This window comes from Paenibacillus sp. Marseille-Q4541, from assembly GCF_018310695.1.
Classification (GTDB): Bacteria; Bacillota; Bacilli; order Paenibacillales; family Paenibacillaceae; genus Paenibacillus.
Genome location: NZ_JAGXCY010000001.1, coordinates 279862 through 303699, shown reverse-complemented (window position 1 = coordinate 303699; position 23838 = coordinate 279862). Strand labels below are relative to the sequence as shown.

At 44.3% G+C, this 23838-nt stretch carries 23 protein-coding genes; 21 read left to right on the top strand and 2 right to left on the bottom strand.

What is annotated here, in order from left to right; translation table 11 throughout:
* Positions 1-63 precede the first annotated feature (63 nt).
* Entirely contained in the window at positions 64-1950 is a 1887-nt protein-coding gene (locus KFT32_RS01510) for a bifunctional homocysteine S-methyltransferase/methylenetetrahydrofolate reductase (RefSeq protein WP_211745323.1), read from the top strand.
* A gap of 74 nt (positions 1951-2024) precedes the next feature.
* On the opposite strand, the gene KFT32_RS01505 is transcribed toward KFT32_RS01510, so the two are convergent.
* Positions 2025-2423: an acyl-CoA thioesterase gene (locus KFT32_RS01505; RefSeq protein ID WP_211745321.1), complete on the bottom strand. Its 399-nt coding sequence runs from the start codon at positions 2421-2423 to the stop codon at positions 2025-2027.
* Positions 2424-2599: 176 nt separating this feature from the next.
* Between KFT32_RS01505 and KFT32_RS01500 the strand changes: the two genes are divergently transcribed.
* The 16 genes from KFT32_RS01500 (at position 2600) to spoVM (ending at position 18073) form a co-directional block, all read left to right on the top strand.
* A complete protein-coding gene (locus KFT32_RS01500; protein ID WP_211745582.1) occupies positions 2600-3490 on the top strand; it encodes a YicC/YloC family endoribonuclease in 891 nt (296 codons plus the stop codon).
* 83 nt (positions 3491-3573) lie between these two features.
* Entirely contained in the window at positions 3574-3834 is a 261-nt protein-coding gene (gene remA, locus KFT32_RS01495; RefSeq protein WP_006209218.1) for an extracellular matrix/biofilm regulator RemA, read from the top strand.
* Positions 3835-3847: 13 nt separating this feature from the next.
* The gene (gmk, locus tag KFT32_RS01490) at positions 3848-4423 is read left to right on the top strand and encodes a guanylate kinase (protein WP_211745319.1); all 576 of its coding nucleotides are present in this window, start codon (positions 3848-3850) and stop codon (positions 4421-4423) included.
* A gap of 20 nt (positions 4424-4443) precedes the next feature.
* Positions 4444-4656: a DNA-directed RNA polymerase subunit omega gene (gene rpoZ / locus KFT32_RS01485; protein WP_211745317.1), complete on the top strand. Its 213-nt coding sequence runs from the start codon at positions 4444-4446 to the stop codon at positions 4654-4656.
* 162 nt (positions 4657-4818) lie between these two features.
* Complete coding sequence (gene coaBC, locus KFT32_RS01480; protein WP_211745315.1) at positions 4819-6030, top strand: bifunctional phosphopantothenoylcysteine decarboxylase/phosphopantothenate--cysteine ligase CoaBC; 1212 nt, start codon at positions 4819-4821, stop codon at positions 6028-6030.
* A gap of 4 nt (positions 6031-6034) precedes the next feature.
* Complete coding sequence (priA, locus tag KFT32_RS01475) at positions 6035-8620, top strand: primosomal protein N' (RefSeq protein WP_349304836.1); 2586 nt, start codon at positions 6035-6037, stop codon at positions 8618-8620.
* Between the two features lie 61 nt (positions 8621-8681).
* Entirely contained in the window at positions 8682-9173 is a 492-nt protein-coding gene (gene def, locus KFT32_RS01470) for a peptide deformylase (RefSeq protein ID WP_211745313.1), read from the top strand.
* 4 nt (positions 9174-9177) lie between these two features.
* On the top strand, positions 9178-10140 hold the full coding sequence (fmt, locus tag KFT32_RS01465) for a methionyl-tRNA formyltransferase (RefSeq protein WP_211745311.1): 963 nt from the start codon (positions 9178-9180) through the stop codon (positions 10138-10140).
* Positions 10137-11552: a 16S rRNA (cytosine(967)-C(5))-methyltransferase RsmB gene (gene rsmB / locus KFT32_RS01460; RefSeq protein WP_481856285.1), complete on the top strand. Its 1416-nt coding sequence runs from the start codon at positions 10137-10139 to the stop codon at positions 11550-11552. The genes fmt and rsmB overlap by 4 nt, the downstream gene beginning before the upstream one ends.
* Positions 11553-11841: 289 nt before the next feature.
* Entirely contained in the window at positions 11842-12879 is a 1038-nt protein-coding gene (gene rlmN, locus KFT32_RS01455) for a dual-specificity RNA methyltransferase RlmN (protein WP_211745579.1), read from the top strand.
* 14 nt (positions 12880-12893) lie between these two features.
* Positions 12894-13670 (top strand): Stp1/IreP family PP2C-type Ser/Thr phosphatase, encoded by a 777-nt coding sequence (locus KFT32_RS01450; RefSeq protein WP_211745309.1) that lies wholly within the window; start codon positions 12894-12896, stop codon positions 13668-13670.
* Positions 13667-15886 (top strand): Stk1 family PASTA domain-containing Ser/Thr kinase, encoded by a 2220-nt coding sequence (gene pknB, locus KFT32_RS01445; RefSeq protein WP_211745307.1) that lies wholly within the window; start codon positions 13667-13669, stop codon positions 15884-15886. The genes KFT32_RS01450 and pknB overlap by 4 nt, the downstream gene beginning before the upstream one ends.
* A 101-nt stretch (positions 15887-15987) precedes the next feature.
* Positions 15988-16899, top strand: a complete 912-nt coding sequence (gene rsgA / locus KFT32_RS01440) for a ribosome small subunit-dependent GTPase A (RefSeq protein WP_211745305.1) — start codon at positions 15988-15990, stop codon at positions 16897-16899.
* Between the two features lie 2 nt (positions 16900-16901).
* On the top strand, positions 16902-17564 hold the full coding sequence (rpe, locus tag KFT32_RS01435) for a ribulose-phosphate 3-epimerase (protein WP_211745303.1): 663 nt from the start codon (positions 16902-16904) through the stop codon (positions 17562-17564).
* 2 nt (positions 17565-17566) lie between these two features.
* Positions 17567-17827 (top strand): hypothetical protein, encoded by a 261-nt coding sequence (locus tag KFT32_RS01430; RefSeq protein ID WP_211745301.1) that lies wholly within the window; start codon positions 17567-17569, stop codon positions 17825-17827.
* Positions 17828-17995: 168 nt separating this feature from the next.
* The gene (gene spoVM / locus KFT32_RS01425; RefSeq protein WP_091159225.1) at positions 17996-18073 is read left to right on the top strand and encodes a stage V sporulation protein SpoVM; all 78 of its coding nucleotides are present in this window, start codon (positions 17996-17998) and stop codon (positions 18071-18073) included.
* Between the two features lie 134 nt (positions 18074-18207).
* Here the strand turns inward: spoVM and rpmB are convergent, their stop codons facing one another.
* Entirely contained in the window at positions 18208-18396 is a 189-nt protein-coding gene (gene rpmB / locus KFT32_RS01420) for a 50S ribosomal protein L28 (protein ID WP_047910965.1), read from the bottom strand.
* Between the two features lie 332 nt (positions 18397-18728).
* Here rpmB and KFT32_RS01415 point away from each other — a divergent pair, with 332 nt between their 5' ends.
* From KFT32_RS01415 to KFT32_RS01400, 4 genes are all read left to right on the top strand, one after another.
* Positions 18729-20507, top strand: a complete 1779-nt coding sequence (locus KFT32_RS01415; RefSeq protein ID WP_211745300.1) for a DAK2 domain-containing protein — start codon at positions 18729-18731, stop codon at positions 20505-20507.
* Between the two features lie 22 nt (positions 20508-20529).
* Positions 20530-21390, top strand: a complete 861-nt coding sequence (locus KFT32_RS01410) for a DegV family protein (protein WP_211745298.1) — start codon at positions 20530-20532, stop codon at positions 21388-21390.
* A gap of 15 nt (positions 21391-21405) precedes the next feature.
* Positions 21406-23451: an ATP-dependent DNA helicase RecG gene (gene recG / locus KFT32_RS01405; RefSeq protein WP_211745296.1), complete on the top strand. Its 2046-nt coding sequence runs from the start codon at positions 21406-21408 to the stop codon at positions 23449-23451.
* Between the two features lie 89 nt (positions 23452-23540).
* Positions 23541-23828, top strand: a complete 288-nt coding sequence (locus KFT32_RS01400) for a stage VI sporulation protein F (protein WP_211745294.1) — start codon at positions 23541-23543, stop codon at positions 23826-23828.
* Positions 23829-23838 lie beyond the last annotated feature (10 nt).

Genomic DNA, 23838 nt, shown 5'->3' with positions numbered 1-23838 from the left:
TTCCCTCTTTTTGTGTTTTTATGTTACATTAGTGTGAAATATAGGGAGTTTGGCGGGAGGAGAATGAGGGTGAACTTACGTGAAGTGTTGCAAAAGAAGATACTTATTGGAGATGGAGCAATAGGTACCTTTTTGTATCAAAAGGGTTTTCCTGTAGGTATTTCTTACGAGGAATTGAATTTGGAATCGCCCGATGTCATTCGGGATGTACATTTACGGTATATCGAAGCTGGAGCCCAGCTAATTGAAACCAATACGTTTTCAGCCAATTACGACAAGCTTTCCAAATTTGGACTAGAAGATAAAGTGGCGAGCATCAACCGAGCCGGGGTTCGTATTGCGAAAGAAGCGTTAAATGGGCAGGGTTACGTTGTAGGAGCGGCTGGTTCCATTCGAGCTGGTAAACGTTCAGATATTTCAAAGAGCAAGCTAGGTTATTATTTTGAGGAGCAAGTAACCGCCCTTTTGGATGAAGGGGTCGATGGAATTTTACTTGAAACTTTTTATGACGTGGAAGAGCTTTTGATCGCACTCCGTAGTGTAAGGAAGCAGTCTGATTTACCTGTGATCTGTCAGTTTGCTATTGATGACATTGGCAGAACACTTGATAGCTATACGATGCCGGAGGCTTTCTCGATTTTGCACGGAGAAGGAGCAGATGTAATCGGTTTTAACTGCCGCACGGGACCCAATGCTATTATGCGTGCCATGGAATCTGTTTCAGACTTAGGTATTCCAATGTCCGTATTCCCAAATGCGGGGATAGCAGACTTCGTTGATGGTGAGGTTCGTTATGGAGCATCAGCTGAATACTTTGGCCAGACTGCGGTTCGTTTTGCTGATCTAAGTGCCCGCATTATTGGTGGCTGCTGCGGTACAACCCCTGAACATATCAAAGCTATCGCGGAAGCTCTGGCAACATACATACCACCCGTTCTTCCGCCTCTTGATGAAGAAGCGTTACACGCGAGAGATGAAATTAATAGTTCATTTGAACCTGCTAACCAGAATGGAAAAATACGTACAGAACCGACCATCGTTGATCTGGTAAAAGAACGTCACACGGTTATCGTAGAACTCGATCCGCCTAGAGACCTGGATATCGAACGTTTTCTAAAAGGCGCCAAATGTTTGAAAGCAGCAGGTGTCGATGCATTGACTCTTGCAGACAATTCACTAGCAGTTACTCGTATGAGTAACATGGCTCTCGGGTATTTGGTGAAGGAACAGACAGGAATGAGACCCCTGATTCATATTGCTTGCAGGGATAGAAACTTGATTGGAACACAGTCTCATCTTATGGGATTCGATGCGCTTGGTATCGATCATGTACTTGCAGTAACCGGTGACCCGGCAAGGTTCGGTGATTTGCCTGGTGCAAGTTCGGTTTACGATATGACTTCTTTTGAAATTATTCGCATGATTAAGCAGTTGAATGACGGAATTGCTTTCTCAGGTAAGCCATTGAAACAAAAAGCCGATTTTGTTGTCGGCGCTGCATTTAATCCGAATGTAAAATATTTGGAAAAAGCAGTACAGCGTTTGGAGAAAAAAATAGCGGCAGGCGCCGATTATATTATGACCCAGCCTGTGTATGACAAGGAACTTATCGTTGCGCTCAAGGAAGCAACCAAACATCTTGATATTCCTATATTCATTGGAATCATGCCTCTTGCCAGCGGACGAAATGCCGAGTATTTGCATAACGAAGTGCCTGGTATTCAGTTGTCAGATGAAGTAAGGCAGCGGATGGCTGGACTTGAAGGGGAAGAAGGCAGGGCAATGGGGACGAAGATTGCCAAGGAGCTGCTTGAAGTAGCAATGGAACATTTTAATGGAATTTATATCATGACTCCGTTTATGTTCTATGGCATGAGTGAAGAGCTGACGAAATTTGTGTGGGAAAAGTCGGGTCATATAATGGAGAAAAAAGGGTCATTGCAATTATAAGTTTGATTATTATATTAGAAATTACTTGAAAAGGTATCTTCGCTGCTGAGCATAGCAGGAGAGGATACCTTTTCTTAGGATTTTTCAAAAAGATTGCGAAGTAGCTGAGGTATTGGCTTGCTTTTACGGGTGGATGTATCCATCGTTACGCTTGTTATAGCGGCATCAGCACAGACCACACCTTCCTCATTCATAATCGTTTGTTTCAGCACATAACTGGAATTGCCGGCTTTTGCCGGTTCTGTAATGACGGTGAGCCAATCATTCTGAAGGCATTCCTTACGATAATTGATATTAATATTAACGGTAACCGTTTGGTATCCTTCTTGGAGCAGCTTATTGTAGGAAAGTCCTCCGGCTTCATACCATTCTTCTCTTCCCCATTCAAGATACTCCAAATATTTAGCGTTATTGACATGACCATTGACGTCGATTTCGGTGGAACGAACGATGAGCTTGAGTTCGGTTTTCATGAAATGGTTCTCCTGACAAAAGTTAGACATCATTATTTATGGATCGTTTTTATTTATTCTAATAGGAAGCCCTAATTTAGGCAATAATGGTAGGAATTAAACGGGAGTTAGGCATAATGTTCATACTTGTTTCAACCACTATAATCCGATACAATAGTGTAATGGATGTGATGCCGATGTCATTCAGCATGACCGGATACGGTCAATATTCGCTCAGCTATGGCGGCTACAATGTATTGTTTGAAATGAAGTCTGTAAACCACAGATCTTGTGAAGTGGTTTTCCGGATGCCACGAGAGTGGACACGCTACGAAGAAGGACTTCGCAAAATGATACAGCGCAAGCTCAGGCGTGGACGGATTGACGTATTTATAACGAAGGAACTTTCAGCTGAGAGTAATCTGAGCCCCATACTTAACGAAGAGGTTGTTGCTTCTTATATAGAAGCGGCTAAGGAACTGCAACTTCGTTATGGAATGGAAGGCAATCTTCAAATATCAGATTTACTATCGCTTCCTGGTGTACTTCTGAAACCGGAGGAAGTAGTGCTTCGTGTGGCAGCAGAAGATGAAGCATGGGACACCACATTACAAGAGGGGCTTGGATATGCTCTTGAGGAACTGGTGGAAATGCGAGCTCGTGAAGGAAGTCACCTTGCGGAAGATATAGAGACCCGGATTTCAAGTTTACAAGCCTATCATGAAGAGATGGTTCAACTTGCACCCAGTGTAGTAGTAGAGTACCGAAACAAACTGAGGCAGCGATTAACCGAAATTTCAGATGGACCTTTTGATGAACATAAATTTGGTATGGAGATTGCGATTTTCGCGGACCGATCCAACATAGATGAGGAACTTACTCGTCTCTCTAGTCATCTGACGCAGTGCAAGCAATTACTGATCAGTCCGGACCCTATAGGTCGAAAGCTGGATTTCTTGATTCAAGAAATGAATCGTGAAGTGAACACCATCGGCTCGAAAGCTCATCACCTGACTTTGGTTAATCTCGTGATGGAGATGAAGGCCGAGCTTGAGAAAATTAGGGAACAGGCTGCAAATCTAGAGTAATCTAGAATGATGGTAAGCTTGCTGCCAAATAACAACAATGCTTTGCGAGAAGGATCAAAAGTTATAGGGGGACGAACCTGAATATGGCGATTAAACTCATTAACATAGGATTTGGTAATATTGTTTCAGCGAATCGTATCATTTCTATTGTTAGCCCTGAATCAGCGCCAATCAAAAGAATTATCCAGGAAGCACGAGATCGTCATATGCTGATTGATGCTACATATGGACGCAGAACGCGTGCTGTAATTATTACTGACAGTGATCATGTGATCTTGTCCGCAGTGCAACCGGAGACGGTGGCCCATCGTCTATCTTCTAAAGACGATGACAACGACGAATAAAATGGAGTGTAATATGTCTAAGGGATTACTTATTGTATTATCTGGCCCATCTGGTGTGGGAAAAGGAACTGTGTGTACCGCTTTGCGTAAACAAGTTCCAAACTTAACTTACTCCGTGTCAGCAACGACACGTCAGCCAAGACTTGGCGAAGAAAATGGAGTGAACTATTTTTTCAAAAGCCGTGAACAATTTCTTGATATGATTGAAAAAGATGAACTTCTGGAGCATGCGGAATATGTGGGCAACTACTATGGAACACCGCGTGATTTCGTTGAGCAGACGCTTGAATCAGGCAAAGATATTATTCTGGAGATTGAAGTGCAAGGGGCACTCAAAGTAAAAGAAAAGTTCCCAGAAGGGATTTTCGTATTTTTGCTTCCACCTTCACTTGATGAACTAAAAGACCGTATTCAAGGTCGTGGCACTGAGAATCAGGCAACGATTGATCACCGGATGACAGTAGCTGCGGAAGAAATCAGTCTTTTAGAACAATATGATTACGCTGTGGTGAATGATGAAATTGATTTGGCGTGTAAGCGAATAGAATCCATCATCATCGCCGAACATTGTAAAGTAGCGAAAAAATAGAATTGAATGAGGTGTTCGTATTGTTATATCCATCTATTGATGAAATGATGAACAAAGTCGACAGTAAGTATTCTCTTGTTGTTGCTGCATCAAGACGTGCTAGACAGCTTCGTGAAGGTGAAAAAACCGAACTTAGAAACACGAAGTCTCACAAACAAGTAGGTATTGCTCTTGAAGAGATTTATAACGATATTATTAAAGTAGAACCAGGTACTGACGAGAAAGAAGAATAGTTCTACATCCTTATATACATTACAAAATAGGTATTACCCTGATAAAAGTGACAACCGGAAGGTTGTTATTTTTTTCTTTCCGTTTCTTTTTTTCATGCTCTGTTATCTAGGAGAACAGGGTCAGACATACCAGAATTTATGACAAGAACAGGGGGATAGCACATGTTGAAGGGTAAAAAAATCGTACTTGGAGTGACCGGAGGCATTGCGGCCTACAAAGCGGCAGCGCTGACAAGCAAGCTCGTGCAAAAGGGTGCGGAGGTACATGTCATCATGACTGAATCTGCGAAAAAGTTTATTACTGAACTCACCCTGCAATCACTCTCGCGAAATCCGGTTTATACGGATACATTTGATGAGCGAGATGCTTCGGTTGTCTCTCATATCCATTTAGCTGATACCGCTGATCTTGTACTCGTTGCACCGGCAACAGCAAACACCATTGCGAAAATGGCTCACGGCCTTGCCGATGATATGCTGACGACAACACTCCTTGCAACCACCGCTCCTGTGATTGTCGCTCCTGCCATGAATGTTCATATGTATGAGCATCCTGCGGTTATCGCGAATATGAATACGCTTTGTTCTAGAGGGGTTCATTTTATTGAACCAGGCGTGGGACAGCTCGCTTGCGGTTATGTAGGAAAAGGAAGATTGGAAGAACCCGAAACGATCGTAGCGGCGTTGGAACAATTTTTTGAAACGAAATCCCAAAAAGGATTGCTAGCAGGAAAAAAAGTGGTGGTTACAGCGGGTGGAACAATAGAGCGCATTGACCCGGTGAGGTATATTACGAATGATTCCTCTGGGAAAATGGGAGTTGCTTTTGCGGTCGCTGCTAAGGCAATGGGAGCAGAAGTAACACTTGTTGCTGCCAATATGCAAACATCTTGTCCAATAGATCTGGAAGTGGTATCTGTTCAATCTGCACAAGAAATGTATGAGGCGGTTCATAAACTATGGCCGCAGACGGATATTTTGGTCAAAGCTGCAGCCGTGGCTGATTATAGGCCGGCAGAAGCAGCCAAACAGAAGATAAAGAAAAAAGGCGATACGTTCACGCTTTCGCTTGTCAAAACAGTAGACATTCTAGAATCGCTCGGCAAAGAAAAATCCCACCAGTTCCTTATTGGTTTTGCAGCGGAAACGAATGATGTTGAATTTCATGCGAAAGGCAAACTAGAACGAAAAAATGCTGATCTTATTGTTGCAAACGATGTAACGAAACCAGGAGCGGGATTTGGGACTGACACCAATGCTGTTGAAATCTATGACAAACATGGTTTAGTCAAAGAGCTGCCTGTAACGTCGAAAGACGAAGTAGCAAGACAAGTACTGATGATTGCTGCTTCACAAATGGATGGGAGGGAGTAAACCCGTGAAGATCGCGAAGGTAATCGTGGATGTACCAGCCAAGGATACTGACCGCGAATTCGATTATCTGATTCCGGACTCCCTCCTAGGTTGGGTTGAAGTAGGAAGCAGGGTGGGTGTACCTTTTGGACATCGTACGGTTCAGGGGTTTGTCGTCTCTCTAGCAGATAGTACAAACACTACGTTCAAACTGAAGCCAATTGGAGAACTACTGGACCTCGTTCCTCCGCTTGCGCCGGATCTGATTGAGCTCGCAAGATGGATGAGTCAGCGTTATGCATCCAATACGATTATGACACTGCAGGCGATGATCCCGACAGCATTAAAAGGAAAAGCGAAACGCTATATTTCTGTCAGCGATGAGGCATCCGAACCTTCTTACACAAGCCCGGTAAGCGATAGAACAGCTTCTATTACAGGGATAGCTGACAAGTCTCGCGATGTATTATTTGATTTACCTGAGGATAAGGTAGAAGCTAAGTCCCAAAACGAAATTGTGCGTTATGTTCAAAGTAAGGAAAAAGTCACGTTAGATCATTTAGGCAGACGCTATCCAGAGCACGCTGACCTTATCAAAGAACTCCTTCTCTCAGGGGTACTTCAGGAAAGTCAGTCTATTAAAGACAAGCTGCAAAAGAAAACGCTTCGATCTATCGATCTCGCTGTTTCTCCCGAGGAAGCGGAAGCCGCGCTGGCCGATTTTCCTGCGAAAGGAAAACGTCAAAAAGAAGTGCTATCTTATTTGCTGGAGATGAGTTCTTTTTTACCAATGGCTTTGAAGGAAGTGCTATCGGGTCTTCAGGTATCTGCTGCTACAGTAAAAGGATTGCAAGACAAGGGACTTGTTGTTCTAGAGGATGTGGAAGTATTTCGCGATCCCTATAAGGGGCGTCACTTTACACCTACGAAGCCTCTTTCTCTGACGGAGGAACAGCAGGCTGTATATGATAAAATTGTGATGAAGCTTGCAGAACGAAAACAAGGTGTTTTTCTTCTGCATGGAGTAACTGGAAGTGGTAAGACAGAAGTGTATTTACAGACGATTCAACGTGCAATCGAGCAAGACCGCCAAGCCATTGTCCTCGTCCCTGAAATATCACTCACTCCTCAGATGGTAGAGCGATTTAAGGGGCGTTTTGGTGATCAGGTTGCTGTGATGCACAGCAGGCTATCGGGCGGTGAAAGGTACGATGAATGGCGCAAAATCCGTGAAGGCAAAGTGAAGGTGGCGATCGGAGCTCGATCAGCTATATTTGCTCCTTTTGAACATATAGGACTTATTATTATTGATGAAGAACATGAAACCTCATATAAACAGGAAGAAACGCCGAAGTATCATGCGAGGGATGTAGCCGTTGAACGTGCGCGTCAGCATGGAGCTGTTGTTATATTGGGCTCCGCAACACCTTCGTTGGAAAGTTACTATGCTGCAAGATCACAAAGCAATGATCATTTTGCTCCTATTCTGCTTGAGATGCCTACCCGTGCGCTGGGTAATGAACTGCCTGTAGTCCGGATTGTAGATATGAGAGAAGAGCTGAAGGATGGTAACCGCTCCATGTTCAGTAGAGCTCTGCATAAAGGCATTGAGGAGCGTATTGAAAAAGGAGAACAAACGGTATTGCTGTTGAACCGAAGAGGTTATTCTACATTTGTGATGTGCCGAAGCTGCGGTTATGTAGCAAGCTGTCCGGAATGTGATATTTCTTTAACTTATCATCAGCGAACAAACAATATGCGTTGTCATTATTGCGGTTATGCCGAGATGGCGCCAGAGACATGTCCAGATTGCGGAAGTGAACATATCCGTTATTTTGGAACCGGTACTCAGCGTGTAGAAGAAGAACTGGCCAAATTATTTCCGGGAGTCCGCGTGATTCGGATGGATGTGGATACAACAACGGAAAAAGGATCTCACGAAAAACTACTAAAGGCTTTTCGCGAGAAAAAAGCCGATATTTTGCTAGGTACTCAGATGGTAGCTAAAGGACTTGATTTTCCTGATGTGACTCTGGTAGGTGTTATTACTGCCGATTCGGCACTGAATTTACCTGATTTTCGTGCAGCAGAAAAAACATTTCAATTGCTGACTCAAGTTGCAGGCCGAGCGGGAAGACATCAGCTGCCGGGTGAAGTATTCGTACAGTCCTATACTCCAGAGCATTACTCTATTATTCATGCAAGTAAGCATGATTTTATTTCTTTTATCAGGGACGAACTGAAGCATCGCCGTGTATTACAGTATCCTCCATATTGTCGCCTAATCCTTGTCACATTCTCACACGAGCAGCTTCCGCTTCTTGTACGAGCTGCTGAGAATTATACACAGCTGCTCAAGGAACGCGCGCAAAAGCTTGGACTGCTTGGTAGTTTGGACAAGTTCAGCGCGGATGCTCTAGATGTGCTGGGTCCCGTAGCATCTCCGATGCCGAGACTGAAAAATAGATACAGATTTCAATGTATGGTAAAATGGCGTGGGGATGTGGATGCTACCCGGCTTGTACGGGACATTGCTCGCCAATTGGAACAAGATTTTCAAGGAAAAGATTTATTAATTAGTATTGATGTTGATCCGCAAATGCTGATGTAAGCCAAGCGGTTTTATCATAGAATAGAACATAATTTATAGCGTATAGGATGGTGTCGGAAGTATGTCAATTCGATTAATTGTTAAAGAGCCTGATGAAGTACTACACAAAGTAGCTAAAGAAGTTACCAAAATTACTCCGAATGTACAGAAGTTGCTTGATGATATGGCAGATACAATGTATGACGCTGAAGGGGTAGGTCTTGCTGCTCCGCAGGTAGGAATTTTGAAACGCCTCATTGTTATTGATGCAGGTGACGAACAAGGTTTGATCAAAATGATTAATCCTGAGATCGTATCCATGGAAGGGGAGCAATTTGGTCCAGAAGGTTGCCTGAGCATCCCTGGTTTTAACGGTGATGTACGCCGTGCAGAGACGGTAACGGTAAAAGGACTAGATCGTGAAGGAAAAGAAATTACGATCACAGGAAGTGGTCTGCTCTCACGTGCTTTCCAACATGAAATTGATCATCTAAATGGGATTCTTTTTACAGATCTCGCTGAGAAAATATATGAAATCGGAGACGAAATACCGAATCGTAGCAACAGGAGGTAAGGATATGAATATTGTTTTTATGGGGACACCGGACTTTGCCGTTCCTTCACTAGAAAAACTACTGGCGGAAGGGTATTCTGTGAAACTCGTTGTTACTCAGCCCGACAAGCCGCAAGGACGCAAAAAAATATTAACTCCAACTCCTGTAAAAGAGGCAGCGCTGAAACACGGAATTCCTGTGTTTCAGCCTCGTCGTCTTCGTGATGAAGAATCGGTTGCCGAACTTGCGAAGTGGGAGCCGGATTTAATTATTACGGCTGCTTTCGGTCAGATTTTACCTAAAGCTGTTCTTGATATGCCGAAGTATGGTTGTGTTAATGTGCATGGTTCCTTGCTGCCGAAATACCGCGGAGGAGCACCGATACAGCGTTCCATTATTAATGGGGAAAAGATTACAGGGGTTACGCTGATGTATATGGCGGAAGGACTCGATACGGGAGATATGATCTCCAAAGTAGAAGTTCCTATTACGGATGAAGATACATCAGGGACAATGTTTGCTAAGCTGAGTGAAGCCGGATCTGATCTTCTCATCAGCGAAATGCCTAACCTGATTAGCGGTAAAGTGACTGCTACACCTCAGAATGATGAGGAAGCGAGCTACGCGAAAAACCTGACAAGAGATGATGAGAAAATAGATTGGTCGCGTTCTGCGAAAGAAATTTACGATCAGATTCGTGGTCTTGTTCCTTATTCCGGTGCTTTTACACTGTGGGACGAGCAGGTGTTTAAAGTGTGGGCAGCGGTTAATCCTTTGGCAATGCCAGATGAGTACATTAAGGCGTCCAGCGGTCAAAAGGAAGTGGAAGCAGGGACAGTATTATCTTTGTCCAAACTGGGTGTTGAAATAAAAACATCAGATGGTTCGTTGTGGCTTACAGAAGTACAGCCTGCGGGTAAAAAAGCGATGTCAGCTGGAGATTTTGCTCGCGGCGGATCACTCAAAGCAGGGACGGTGCTGAAGTGAAGTCCTCAGAGCAACGTAATGCCTTTAAGAAGCAATCCGCTCCTTCTACAGCTAAGAAACGGAACCTGACCAGTCGGGAAGCTGCCATGAACATTTTGACCGCAGTGGAAGAGGAAGGCGCATATAGCAATTTACTCTTAAATCAGGTGTTAAAAGGGGCAAACCTTAGTCCCGCCGACGCAGGTCTCGCTACAGAATTGGTGTATGGTACGATTGCTCGGCGCAATACTTTGGATTTCTTTCTTGAATCCTATGTAGCCAAAGGTTTGAAAAAGCTGACGCCTTGGGTTCGGAATTTGCTTCGCCTCAGCTTATATCAAATTTTGTATCTGGACCGGATTCCGCATCATGCGGCAGTCAGTGAGGCAGTAAATATTGCAAAACGTAAAGGTCATCAAGGCATTTCAGGAATGGTAAATGGCGTACTTCGCAATATGCTGCGTAATCTCGATCAGTTACAAGTTCCAGAAGATTTACCTGTAGTGAAACGGATTGCCTTAACTCATTCTCATCCGGAATGGTTAGTGAAGAGATGGGTCGCCCAGTACGGAGAGCATACAGCCGAAGCGATGTGCCGTGCCAATAATGAAGCTCCCCCGGTTAGTGTTCGTGTTAATACGACAATGACCTCTCGCGATAAATTAATGCAGGAGATGGAAGCTGCTGGACATACCGTGCTGCCTTCTAAGCTCAGCAAAGACGGAATTATCGTGACAAGCGGTGGTAATATGGCACTCACCTCCTGGTACAAAGATGGTATGTTGTCTGTACAGGACGAAAGTTCAATGCTCGTTGCCGAGGCGGTCGGACCGGAACCAGGTATGACAGTACTGGATTGTTGTGCTGCACCGGGCGGCAAAACGTCACATATAGGTGAGAAGATGCAGGACCGTGGTTCTATTATTGCTAACGACATTCACCCTCACAAAGTGAAATTGATTCAGGATCAGGCAGATCGGCTTGGTCTGGCAAGTATTGAAACGGTTTGCCATGATGCACTGGACCTTTCCTCTCATTACCCGGAAGCTTCTTTTGACCGGATTTTGCTTGACGCACCATGTTCAGGGTTTGGCGTGATTCGGCGGAAACCGGATTTGCGCTGGACCAAAACTCCGGAGGATGTAGAATCGATTAGCAGCTTGCAAAGCGAACTTCTCAGCCGGGCGTCAAAACTTTTGAAACCAGGCGGCATTTTAGTCTATAGTACCTGTACTACGGAACAAAAAGAAAATGACCTCGTTGTTCGTAACTTTTTATCAGCACATCCCGATTATGCAGTTGCTGGTCTTGCAGACACGATGAATGAAGAGGTTAAAGCCTGTGTTACAGAAGAGGGATACGGTATTCAAATCCTTCCTCAGAAGTTTGATAGTGACGGTTTTTATATAGCCAGACTGACACGTCTTGTATAGTTTTTGTATGAAAAAGGATGTTGTATCCTTGGCAGATGTCTGCTAAGCTTTATAAGATTTTATAATGATATGTGAATGATTGCCGCTGTAAACCGGAAGGTTTAGGCGGCTTCTTGTTGCTTGAAGATACTTGTCATAAGTACCTCTCATGTTCTCATTATAGGTTCGGTATAGACAGCGTACATGGATGAATGCGGGATTATATGTTAAAATGGGTAGAATGATAAGATGACAATGATTATGCCCTAAGATAATTTTATTCAAGAAAGAACAGGTGTTGAAACTAATGATAAAGCCTTTTATATATGATTACACGCTCGAAGAGTTGGAAGCGTGGGCTCTTGAGAATGGAGAACCCAAATTTCGTGCTGCTCAAATTTACGACTGGATTTATGTTAAGCGCGTAAATGACTTTGCAGAAATGACCAATCTCTCTAAAGCACTGCGTGAAAAACTTGATAATCAGTTCCAGTTTGTTACTTTGCGTGAAATTACGAAGTTCGAGTCTAAGGATGGAACAGTGAAGTTCTTGTTTGGACTGCATGATGACCATGCTATTGAAACGGTAATCATGAAGCATAACTATGGTAATAGTGTGTGTGTAACGACTCAAGTCGGCTGCCGTGTAGGTTGTACTTTCTGTGCATCCACACTAGGGGGATTGAAGCGTAACCTTACTGCAGGTGAAATTATTGCACAGGTCGTCCGCTCCCAGCAGATCCTGGATGAACGCGGTGAACGTGTAAGCAGTATTGTTATCATGGGAACGGGTGAACCGTTTGAGAACTATGATGAAACAATGAAATTCCTTAGAACGATGATCCATGAAAAAGGACTTAATATTGGTCAACGTCATATTACGGTTTCCACAAGCGGTATCGTTCCTAATATTTATCAATTTGCTGATGAGGATACGCAGATTAATCTCGCGATTTCCATTCATGCACCGAATGATAAATTACGTTCAAAACTGATGCCAGTAAATCGCCGTTTTCCTTTTGACGATGTAATGGAATCCTTGCGTTATTATCAGGCAAAAACAGGACGCCGAATTACATTTGAATACGCACTAATCGGTGGAGTCAATGATCAGCCTGAACATGCTGAGGAACTCGCAAGCGTAATTAAAGACATGATATGTCACGTGAATCTGATTCCAGTTAACCATGTACCGGAGAGAAAATACGTAAGAACTGCGCGTAAAGATATATTCCAGTTCCAAAAAATCCTTGCCGAGCAAGGCGTTAATGTAACGATCCGTAGAGAGCAAGGACACGATATTGCGGCAGCATGCGGACAGCTGCGCGCCAAGCACATGGAAGCATGAGGTGAGTGATTACGGTGATGAATACAGTACATGTCAGCCACGTAGGGCGGGTTCGCTCCGTGAATGAAGATTCAGCCTGGGTCCACCAATTGGATCAAGGTTATATTCTTGGTATCGTAGCGGATGGCATGGGTGGTCATCTAGCCGGTGATACAGCAAGTCGTCTTGCGGTAGAAACCGTCTCACAGGACCTAGCCGGACTCGAGACTGAATTGCCTATATCGACGTTATCAGCTGCGCTTAGTGATGCAATTTTGCATGCGAATGAGGTTATATTTCGTCAGGCAGCAGAAGATGAGAAATTTCATAATATGGGGACCACGGTCGTTGCTGTTCTGATGAGTGATTCATCAGGCATTATTGGCCATATTGGTGACAGCAGAGCTTATCTGATATCTGGTCGTAAAACGATACAGCTGACTGAAGATCACACACTTGTGAATGAGCTGTTTAAGAACGGTCAGATCAGCGAAGAAGAAGTTCATGTTCATCCGCTTAAAAATGTGGTTACAAGAGCGCTCGGCACAGATGAGGAAGTCAATGTAGACCTCTATCCTGTTCAAATGGAGCCTGGAGATGTACTTATGCTCTGCAGTGACGGTTTGAGCAATTTAGTGAGCAGTGAACAGATCAGCACCGTTGTTGGACAAGCTGATCTTTTACTCTCTGAAAGAGCAGAAAGACTGCTTCAGCTCGCACTGCTTGCTGGCGGAGATGACAATATTACGGTTGCCCTTTTTGAAATGCCTGAAACGGTACATGGCGGCACGGAAGAGGGGGGTAACTTATGATCGGGCACCAACTTGGCGGTCGTTATGAAGTGATTGAACGTGTTGGTGGAGGCGGAATGGCTTTGGTTTACAAGGCGCATGATATTTTGCTGAACCGTAATGTAGCCATTAAAGTCCTGCGTCAGCAGTTTGTTCATGATGAAGAGTTCATTAGGCGTTTTCGCCGAGAAGCACAATCTGCTGCTTCTTTGTCTCATCCGAATGTGGTCAGTATTTATGATGTAGGTCAGGAAGATGAGATTCATTACATCGTAATGGAATATATTGAAGGACAAAACCTGAACGAGATTATTAAAGAACGTGCACCACTGCAAGTGGAAGAGGCTGTAAGAATTGCATGTCAAATTGCGGATGCATTAGATCATGCGCATCATAACCAGATTATTCATCGCGATATTAAGCCACATAATATTCTTATTGGAAGAAACGGCCGGGTCAAAGTGACAGACTTTGGTATCGCGCGAGCCGTGACGTCTACGACCATTACACAAACCGGGTCGGTTGTCGGCTCGGTGCATTATTTTTCTCCTGAACATGCAAAAGGGGTAGTGACAGGCGAAAAGTCAGATCTCTATTCACTTGGTATTGTTCTTTATCAAATGCTGACAGGGCAATTACCTTTCCTAGGGGAGAGTCCAATCAGTGTTGCACTGAAACATCTGCAGGAAGATTTTGAAGAGCCAAGGCTTGTAAATCCACTCATTCCGCAAAGTGTTGAGAATATTATTCTCAAATCGATGCGTAAAAATCCGAGTGAACGATATCAATCTGCGCTGGAGATGCAAAGCGATCTTGAGACATGTTTGTTCCCTGACCGGTTGGAAGAGCCCAAACTTCTCTTTGATGATGAGTTTGACACGGATCAAACTCGTGTCATTCCTGCTATCAAGCCTGATCAGCTTACAGCAGTTCAGACGGAATCAACCGAAGTGAAGCAAGAGGGTACAGATAAGAAAACAAAGCCAAGTAAGAAATCTAAGAAGAGGGCTGCTTTTTGGGTGACTTTAACCCTTATTGTTCTCATTGCCCTTGCTGGAGTTGTCTGGTACGTAGAGAAGGTACTAGTTGTACCTAATGTTGAAGTACCAAGTGTTATTACGCTGGACGAAGATGCAGCTCGCCAGCTTCTTACCGAAGTTGGACTGGAAGTCGATGAAGTGGTTGCGGAATACAAGGAAGGAGTCGATCCTGGAATTGTATTTGAGCAGAGCAGACCTGAGGGTAGTGTCGTCAAGAAAGGCTCATTGATTGATCTGACCATTGGTGCTGAAAAACCACTAGAAAAGATGCTTGATGTAACGGGAGAAAATTACGAAGATGCTGTTCAGAAGCTGCTTGGTCTTGAATTGAATGAAAATCAGATCAAAAAAGAAGAAGGTTTTAGTGACAAACCAACTGGGACTGTGATTAGCCAGTCTATCGTTGCAGGTTTAGATTTTGACCCAGAAACGGCAGAGATTGTTCTAACGGTCAGCAAAGGTCCAGAAATGGTTACTGTGCCGGATTTAATTAATAAAACACGCTCTGAAGCTGAAAAACTGCTTAAGAATAACAACCTGAAGCTTGCTGAAGTCAAGGAAGAAGCCAGTTTTGAAGTGGAAAAAGGGAAAGTTACTCAGCAATGGCCGGTTGATGCAGGGGCTTCGGTTGCACCTGGTACAGAGATTACAATCTATGTAAGTACCGGATACTCACCGGAGACGATCGAATATACCTTTGCTTTCCCTATTGCTCCTAGCGAAGAAGGAAAAAACAGCAAGATTCGAATCGTATACACCGATGCCCGTGGCGAAAATCAGGAATGGGGTACCAAAACCATTAACAAAGTAGAAACATTCTCTGTTCCCCTTGTGCTTGCCCCTAACCGAGACGGATATGTATCTGTCCATCGTGATGGACAGTTGGTTGACACTTACAAAGTAGGATACTTTGACGCTAAAAATGATAGTGTCGAGATACCTCGAATTGATCAGCCCTCCCCACCTGAAGAAGGTGGTGGAGGAGACGAAGAAGGTACGGTAGACACAGGTAAAGGAAATGCTGTGGACCCACCTGAACAAGAAGACCCGGCTAATGGAAATAACGGTAATGAAAATGGGAATAATGGTGAGAACGCAAGCAGTGGTAATAACGGGAATAATGGTAACAATGGAGACAAAGGTCAGGGAAAAGGTCAAGGAAATGATGATCCATCCGATGACGATGGTGATGAGTGATTTACGTAATATGATAAAGCACTCTTCATTTCAGGCGCTGACAAGGCGCCTGTTCTTCATTACATAGGATATATCAAATTAGTATAGAGGACGGTGGATTCATGCTCGATGGAGTTATTATTAAAGCATTAAGCGGGTATTATTATGTAAAGCCACTTGGAGAGGGTGGGGCTCCGGTCGATTCGGAATCCTCCGTTCAATGCCGGGCGAGAGGAGTCTTCAAGAATCGAGGGATTTCTCCACTGGTTGGTGATCGTGTTAAGTACGTTCTTACCGAGAATGGTGAAGGTACGGTTACTGAGATTTTACCAAGAGATACAGAACTTATCCGTCCACCCATGGCAAATGCTCGTCTTGCAGTGCTTGTATTTTCACTAAAAGAACCGGAAATGAATGTCCAGCTGCTCGATAAATTTTTGGTTCACATTGAACAGGCAGGGTTAGACGCCATTATTTGTTTGACCAAAAATGATCTGGTCGATGCGGATAGCGAGCAAAAATATAAGAAGCTTATTGATCTTTATAAGTCGATCGGATATGAAGTCATTCGCACGAGTTCTAGGGAAGGCACCGGGTATGAGGAACTGAAACAGCAACTAGCTGGAGAAATTAGCGTATTCTCTGGTCAATCCGGTGTAGGGAAATCTTCCTTGCTAAATGCAATGATGCCTGGTCTCACGCTTGAAACAAGTGCGATTAGTATGAAACTTGGCCGAGGCAAACATACAACACGTCATGTGGAGCTTATTCCGCTAGATAATGGTGGTTTTGTGGCTGATACACCTGGCTTTAGCCAGCTGGATTTCTTGGAGATTGGTGTTGAGGAACTCGGAGAGTGTTTCCGGGAGTTCCGTGAATATTCATTAGGCTGTAAATTTAGAGGCTGTAGTCACACCCATGAACCAGGATGTGAAGTACTTCGTGCCAAAGAAGAAGGCCAGATTGCTGCAAGCAGATATGATCATTACGTTCAATTTTTAGAAGAAATGAAGGACAAGAAGCGGAGGTACTAACTATGACAATTAAAATTGCACCATCTATCCTATCCTCAGATTTTGCACGCCTCGGAGCCGAAGTAGCAGAAGCAGAAGCGTCCGGTGGGGACTGGATCCATGTTGATGTGATGGATGGACATTTTGTTCCTAATATTACGCTCGGAGCTCCTATTGTACAAGCAATTAAACCGCATACAGGTCTTCTGCTAGATGTGCATTTAATGATTGAAAATCCGGAGCGTTATATTGCCGATTTCGTCAAAGCAGGAGCAGGCATGATTACGGTTCATGTGGAAGCGTGCGTACATCTACACCGCGTTATTCATCTGATCAAGGAACATGGAATTATGGCTGGTGTAGCTCTTAATCCAGGAACACCGGCTTCCCATGTTCAAGAAGTACTTGATGATGTTGATATGGTACTGGTGATGACCGTAAATCCAGGTTTTGGCGGACAAGCGTTTATCCCGGGAACTTTGCGTAAAATTCGCGAAATTCGAAGTTCTTTAATTGAGAGAGGACGTCCTAACGTCCATATTGAAGTTGATGGAGGAATTACGAAAGAGACAGCTCCGCTTGTAGTGGATGCTGGGGCAGATGTGCTTGTTGCTGGTAGTGCTGTATTCGGAAAAGCAGACCGTGCGGAAGCAATTACGGAAATACGTCAAAGCTTTGGAGGTTAGAGATGACCTTTAAAGAAGCGCTGTGGACTTCGCTAATCAGTCTTGTTTCTGGAACCTTACTGGGTTCCTTTGCACTCCTACCTTCTCCTATTAATGCTGTTGTATCTATTCTTGGTGTTATCCTTGTAATTTGGTTTTTTCGCAAGTTTCAACGGAAAGGGATTCGGATTACTTTTATCATTTTCACCATCGTATATTACTTGTTATTTATCTTATTATGGTCGGCATATACCTTTATCAAAACGAATCCTCCACCGGTTTAAGCAAAGCTTGTGGAATAGCAAGAGAGTGTCCTGCATAAATATGGTTACATGAGCGCGATTCTCATGTAGCCTTTTTTCGTATAGTCCTAATTTAGATTCTAAGCGAAAAGGAAGGCTTCTGGCACGATGAAAAGGTGGAGCGCATGAGGATGATGGGGAGGGTGAAGTATGAAATTCTACACGTTTAAGCTTCCAAAGTTCTTAGGAGGTTTTGTAAAAGCGATCCTGAACACGTTCCAGAAATAAGATAAGCCTGAAGTGTGTCCATTTACGCTAAGAGGGCTACCATGGGAAGGATCGCCGGAAATCCGGGCATGAAAAAAGCACCTAGTCAGAAGGCAAGGTGCTTTTTGTCTTGTATTCTATAGACGTAACTAAGATTATACGCGAGTTACTTTACCGGCTTTCAGAGCACGGGTGCTAACATAAACGCGTTTTGGCTTACCGTCCACCAGAATGCGAACTTTTTGAACGTTTACGCCCCAGGAACGGCGGTTACGGTTGTTAGCGTGAGAAACGTGGTTACCGCTACCCGGTTTTTTGCCTGTCACATAACATTTGCGAGACATAGATTACACCTCCTATTCTGAAAGTAACCGTTATCCGCAAGGTCAATGGTTGTATTTCAGACCAATTTGGTCATACTTATCCAATACACCTGCATAAAACAATACTTATATATAATATCATATAAGAAAAAGCTTAGTCAACATAAACAAAAACTTTATTTATTTCTAACCTTGATTATAGTACAATGGTGTATAGTCCATAATACTGCGGAAAGAACCGCTGCCGCTAGAGTTACTGGCTCAGCGGAACATCGGATGTTAGAGCTCTTCTTGAAGGCACCCGCCTTCTTAGGATTAAGCTCACGCATCAAGCTAGGAAGGGGAATTCTCACTTGAGTAAACGTTCTTTAAATGGAACAGATTTTAACGCAATGGTTTTAGCCGGAGCGGATCAATTGCATAAGCATGCTGAACACGTCAATTCCCTAAACGTATTTCCTGTCCCAGATGGAGACACGGGTACGAATATGAATTTGACTATGAGTGCCGGTGTGGCCGAACTGAAAAGAAACAGCTCTAGTTCAATCGGAAGCTGTGCAGGTATTTTATCGAAAGGCCTGCTGATGGGCGCACGTGGAAACTCCGGTGTTATTTTGTCGCAGTTGTTCCGGGGCTTCAGTCGTTACGCTGCCCCATACGAGGAGCTGAATACTCTTCAGTTTGCTGCTGCCCTCCAGAGCGGTGTGGATACCGCATATAAGGCTGTAGTTAAACCAGTAGAAGGTACGATCCTCACGGTTGCCAAGGAAGCGGCTAAGCATGCGACTTATTATGCTCGTCGAACCAATGACATTACCGAACTAATGAGTGAAGTATTAAAAAAAGCCAATGAAACTCTTGCCTTAACACCGGAAATGCTTCCTGTACTCAAACAGGTAGGCGTTGTTGATTCTGGCGGAAAAGGGCTTGTATATATTTATGAAGGCTTCATGGAATATTTACTTGGGGCTACCGGAACGGATTCCGGGATTCAACTTGTAAAGGAAACTGTTACTCCAGCTCCTGCTGCAAAGGTTACTCAGACCGCACCTGTGATTTCTCGCGAGCTTCCACTCACAGCTCAAGCCAGATTGGAAACCGAGGATATTGAGTTCTTGTACGATATGGAGTTCTTTATTAACCGTCAGCTCGGTGAAGCGCAAGGAACGCCATTTGATGAGGAAAATTTTAGGAAAGCGTTATCAGTTAATGGTGATTCCATCATTATTATCTCGGACGATGAAGTGATTAAAGTCCATGTTCATTCCAAAACGCCGGGAGATGTACTCAATCTGGCTCTTCAATACGGAGAGATCACACAAATCCATATTCTGAACATGCGGGAACAGCATCGTGATTTGTTGACAGCTGGGATGGATGCTGCGCCAGCGCCAGAGCTGTTTGCAGATATTCCTCAGGAACAAGAACTTCCTCCTGAACCGTCTATCCTGCCGGCAGATGAGCTAGCTCCATTTGGATTTATTGCCGTTTCTTCTGGCCAAGGAATTGCAGATGTGTTTACAAGCCTTGGGGTAGATATCGTTCTGTCTGGTGGACAAACAATGAACCCAAGTACAGAAGATTTTGTGAAGGCAATTCATTCCATTGATGCAGAACATGTTTTTATTTTGCCAAATAACTCTAATATTGTTCTTGCAGCGAAACAGGCAAGAGATTTGCTGGAAGGAGAACGTCTTGTAACTGTAATTCCGAGCAAGACGATTCCTCAAGGGATTTCAGCTGCTTTTGCATTCCAGGAGGACGAAAGCGCAGAGTCTAATGAGGAGAATATGCTTGAAGCGATCGCTCATGTACGTTCTGGTCAAGTTACCTACGCGGTGAGAGACACAGTGTTCGATGATCTTGAAATCAAGGCGGGGCACTTTATTGGTATTCATGATTCCAAAATTGTTGCTACCGAGGAAGGGCTTATCCCTACTTGTGAGCAACTGTTGAACAAGATGATTGAAAGCGGCGATGAAGTAATAACGATACTAGCAGGTGAAGAAGCCGAAGAGGTAGAGACAGAGCGTCTTGCATCATGGCTTGCTGCTGAATATCCAAATGCAGAGATTGAAGTGCACGAAGGTGGTCAGCCGATCTATTCTTATCTCTTCTCGGTTGAAGCTTGATCATAGATAAGGAGGTCCTTTCATGAGCCAAGTTTTCATTGTTACGGATAGTACTGCAGATATTCCAGATGCACTGGTTGAAAAATACCAGATACATGTGGTCCCTCTTCGAGTGGTATTTGGTCAGGAAACCTATCTTGATGGGATAGAGCTGAGCCCGGCTAAGTTTTATGAGAAGCTTGGAGATGCAAAAGTGTTGCCTACTACTTCTCAGCCTTCTCCAGCGGAGTTTATGAATGTCTATTCCGAACTTTTGAACGAGCATCCAGGGAGTCAAATTGTGTCTATCCATTTGTCTTCCGGGATGAGCGGGACATATCAATCTGCATTGCTTGGGAAATCGATGCTTGAGGAAGAGTATGGAGCAGATATTACCGTTATTGACTCCAAATCGGCAAGTTACGGATATGGACTTTTGGTCATACATGCTGCTCAGCTGGCACAAGCCGGAAAGAGTGCAGCTGAGATTGAGGCTGAGGTGCACAAGCTACATCAGGATCGCAAGCTATATTTTTTAGTGGATACGTTAGAGTATTTGCAAAAAGGTGGACGGATCGGTAAAGCCTCCGCTATTCTGGGAACCTTGCTTAACATCAAGCCTATTCTCTCGATCGACGAAGAGGGAGTCATTTACGCTGTTGAGAAAATCAGAGGCCAGAAGAAAGCGATGGAACGTATTGTCCAAATGTTTGAACAAGATTTTGCGGGTAAACGGATTAATATTGCAGTTGGCCATACAGCCAATCCTGAAACGGCAGAAGCTTTTATCGCGCTGATGAAAACCCGGTTTGAACTGGGGGAAGTGGTTTATCCTAACATTGGTGCTGTAATTGGCAGCCACGTCGGGTTTGGAACCATAGCTGTTTTTGTATGGCCTGCATAAAATGAGGGATGCTTTATGTTGTTAGAAGAAACATCGGTGAAGCAAGTCAGCGGCGTGAGTGCTCTTAAAGAAGAAGAGCTTCACGCCTTTGGCATTTATACAGTTAAAGATTTGCTTGAATACTATCCTTTTCGTTATGAAGATTACCGTCTTCGTTCCCTAACAGAGGTGAAGGACGGGGATCGGGTTACGGTTCAAGCTAAAATAATGGGTGTACCTGTGCTGCAACGATATGGACGTAAGTCCAGACTTACTTGCCGAATGATGGCAGAGGATTTTATGTTTTCAGCGACATGGTTCAATCGCCATTTTTTGAAGGATCAGTTAACGCCCAATCGGGAAATTACGCTGACTGGAAAATGGGATCAGAAACGAATGCAGCTTACCGTCTCTGAGTCAGAATTTCCAGACAAAGGGGCAGGACGAACAGGTTCTGTTCAGCCCGTCTATTCGATTGGTGGGAAAATGACTCAGAACTGGTTACGTAAGACGATTAACCAGGCACTTCAGCAATATGGGGACCTTGTACCCGAACTACTCCCTGCTGAACTGCTTAGCAAATACAAACTCATGCCTCGTAAACGGGCAATCGCCTTAATTCATCAGCCTGGAGATCCGCAGTTAGGTCAGGAAGCGCGTAGGAGAATGGTTTACGAGGAACTTTTTTTGTTCCAACTGAAAATGCAGGCTTTTCGTGCGATCAATCGCGGAAGAAACGATGGGGTTGTACATACCGCGCCGAACAGCATCATCCGCGAGTTTGTTCACAGCTTGCCGTTTGAGCTTACGGATGCTCAGAAACGGGTAGAGCTGGAGATTTTGCATGATATGCGCTCTCCTTACTGCATGAACAGGTTACTTCAAGGCGACGTTGGTTCAGGAAAAACGGTAATTGCGGCGATCGCTCTGTTTGCTGCTGTTCGTTCTGGATTTCAGGGTGCACTTATGGTGCCGACAGAAATACTCGCAGAGCAGCATATGCGTTCTCTGGAGAAGCTATTTGGCCCTTTTGATATCCAGGTTGCACTGCTGACAGGAAGCACTCCGGGACGCAAGCGCAAAGAAATTTTGGCAGGACTACAAATGGGACTTATTGACGTAGTGGTGGGTACTCATGCGCTCATTCAGGACGACGTATTTTTCCGTAATATTGGTCTTGTTGTTACGGATGAGCAGCATCGGTTTGGAGTAAACCAGCGCAGTGTGCTACGCCGTAAAGGTTATAATCCGGATGTACTTACGATGACAGCTACACCGATACCAAGGACACTTGCGATCACCGCTTTTGGTGATATTGACGTATCTACGATCTCTGAACGTCCTAAAGGACGGATTCCCATCTCAACCTATTGGGTGAAGCATGACATGATGGATCGGGTGATTGGGTTTATTACTCGGGAACTGGGCCAAGGTCGTCAAGCCTATCTGATCTGTCCACTTATTGAGGAATCAGAGAAGCTGGACGTTCAAAATGCGATTGATCTGCATGTGGCGATGCAACAAGCTCTGCCTCAGTATCAAGTAGGTCTTTTGCATGGGCGGATGACGCCGTCGGAAAAAGAAGAGTCAATGCGGCTTTTCTACGAAAATGAGACTCAGATGCTTGTATCTACTACTGTAGTTGAGGTTGGAGTGGACGTACCTAATGCTACGCTAATGATTATTATGGATGCGGAGCGATTTGGGCTATCTCAACTTCATCAGCTGCGTGGTCGTGTGGGAAGGGGTTCCTATGCTTCTTACTGTGTACTCATTGCAGATCCAAAGTCAGAAATAGGACAAGAACGAATGAAGGTCATGACAGAAACCGAGGATGGTTTCGAAGTGTCACGGCGTGATTTGGATTTGCGGGGACCGGGTGATTTCTTCGGTACGAAGCAAAGTGGTCTGCCAGACTTTAAAATTGCTGATATGGTGAGTGATTTTGAGGTACTGGAAGTGGCCCGTGATGATGCAGCGTCGCTCGTGTCTAGTGAATCGTTCTGGACTTCTCCTGGGTACGAAGCCCTGCGAGGCTTCTTGCGGCAGGAACAGATTTTCCAAGCGGATGTCATGGATTAAGGAGCGAGCTATAAATTAAGGGTCAAGTGGACGAGCACACTCCGCATATAGTAGTGAGGGACTACAATATGCGGGAGGTGTAACGTTCTTTGAGCTATCAAAAATATGGCATTAGTCCGCAGCTGGTGGAACGTATTAAGACGAAAATGAAAAATCCGGCAGCGAAGGAACGGATCAAAGTGCTGCTTGACGGAGTTACGAAATCGGATCTTCAGAGTAGTGCAAAAGTAAGACGACTTGTCAAATCGTCTGCCGCTATATTGAATGAGAAATTTTCGGCTGCGGAGGAGGATAAGTTCGTCAAGTTTGTCGTTGATCAAAAGATTGATCCGAACAACACCTTGCATCTTATTAAACTATGGGGAATGTTTCGCTGAATGTAGAGCA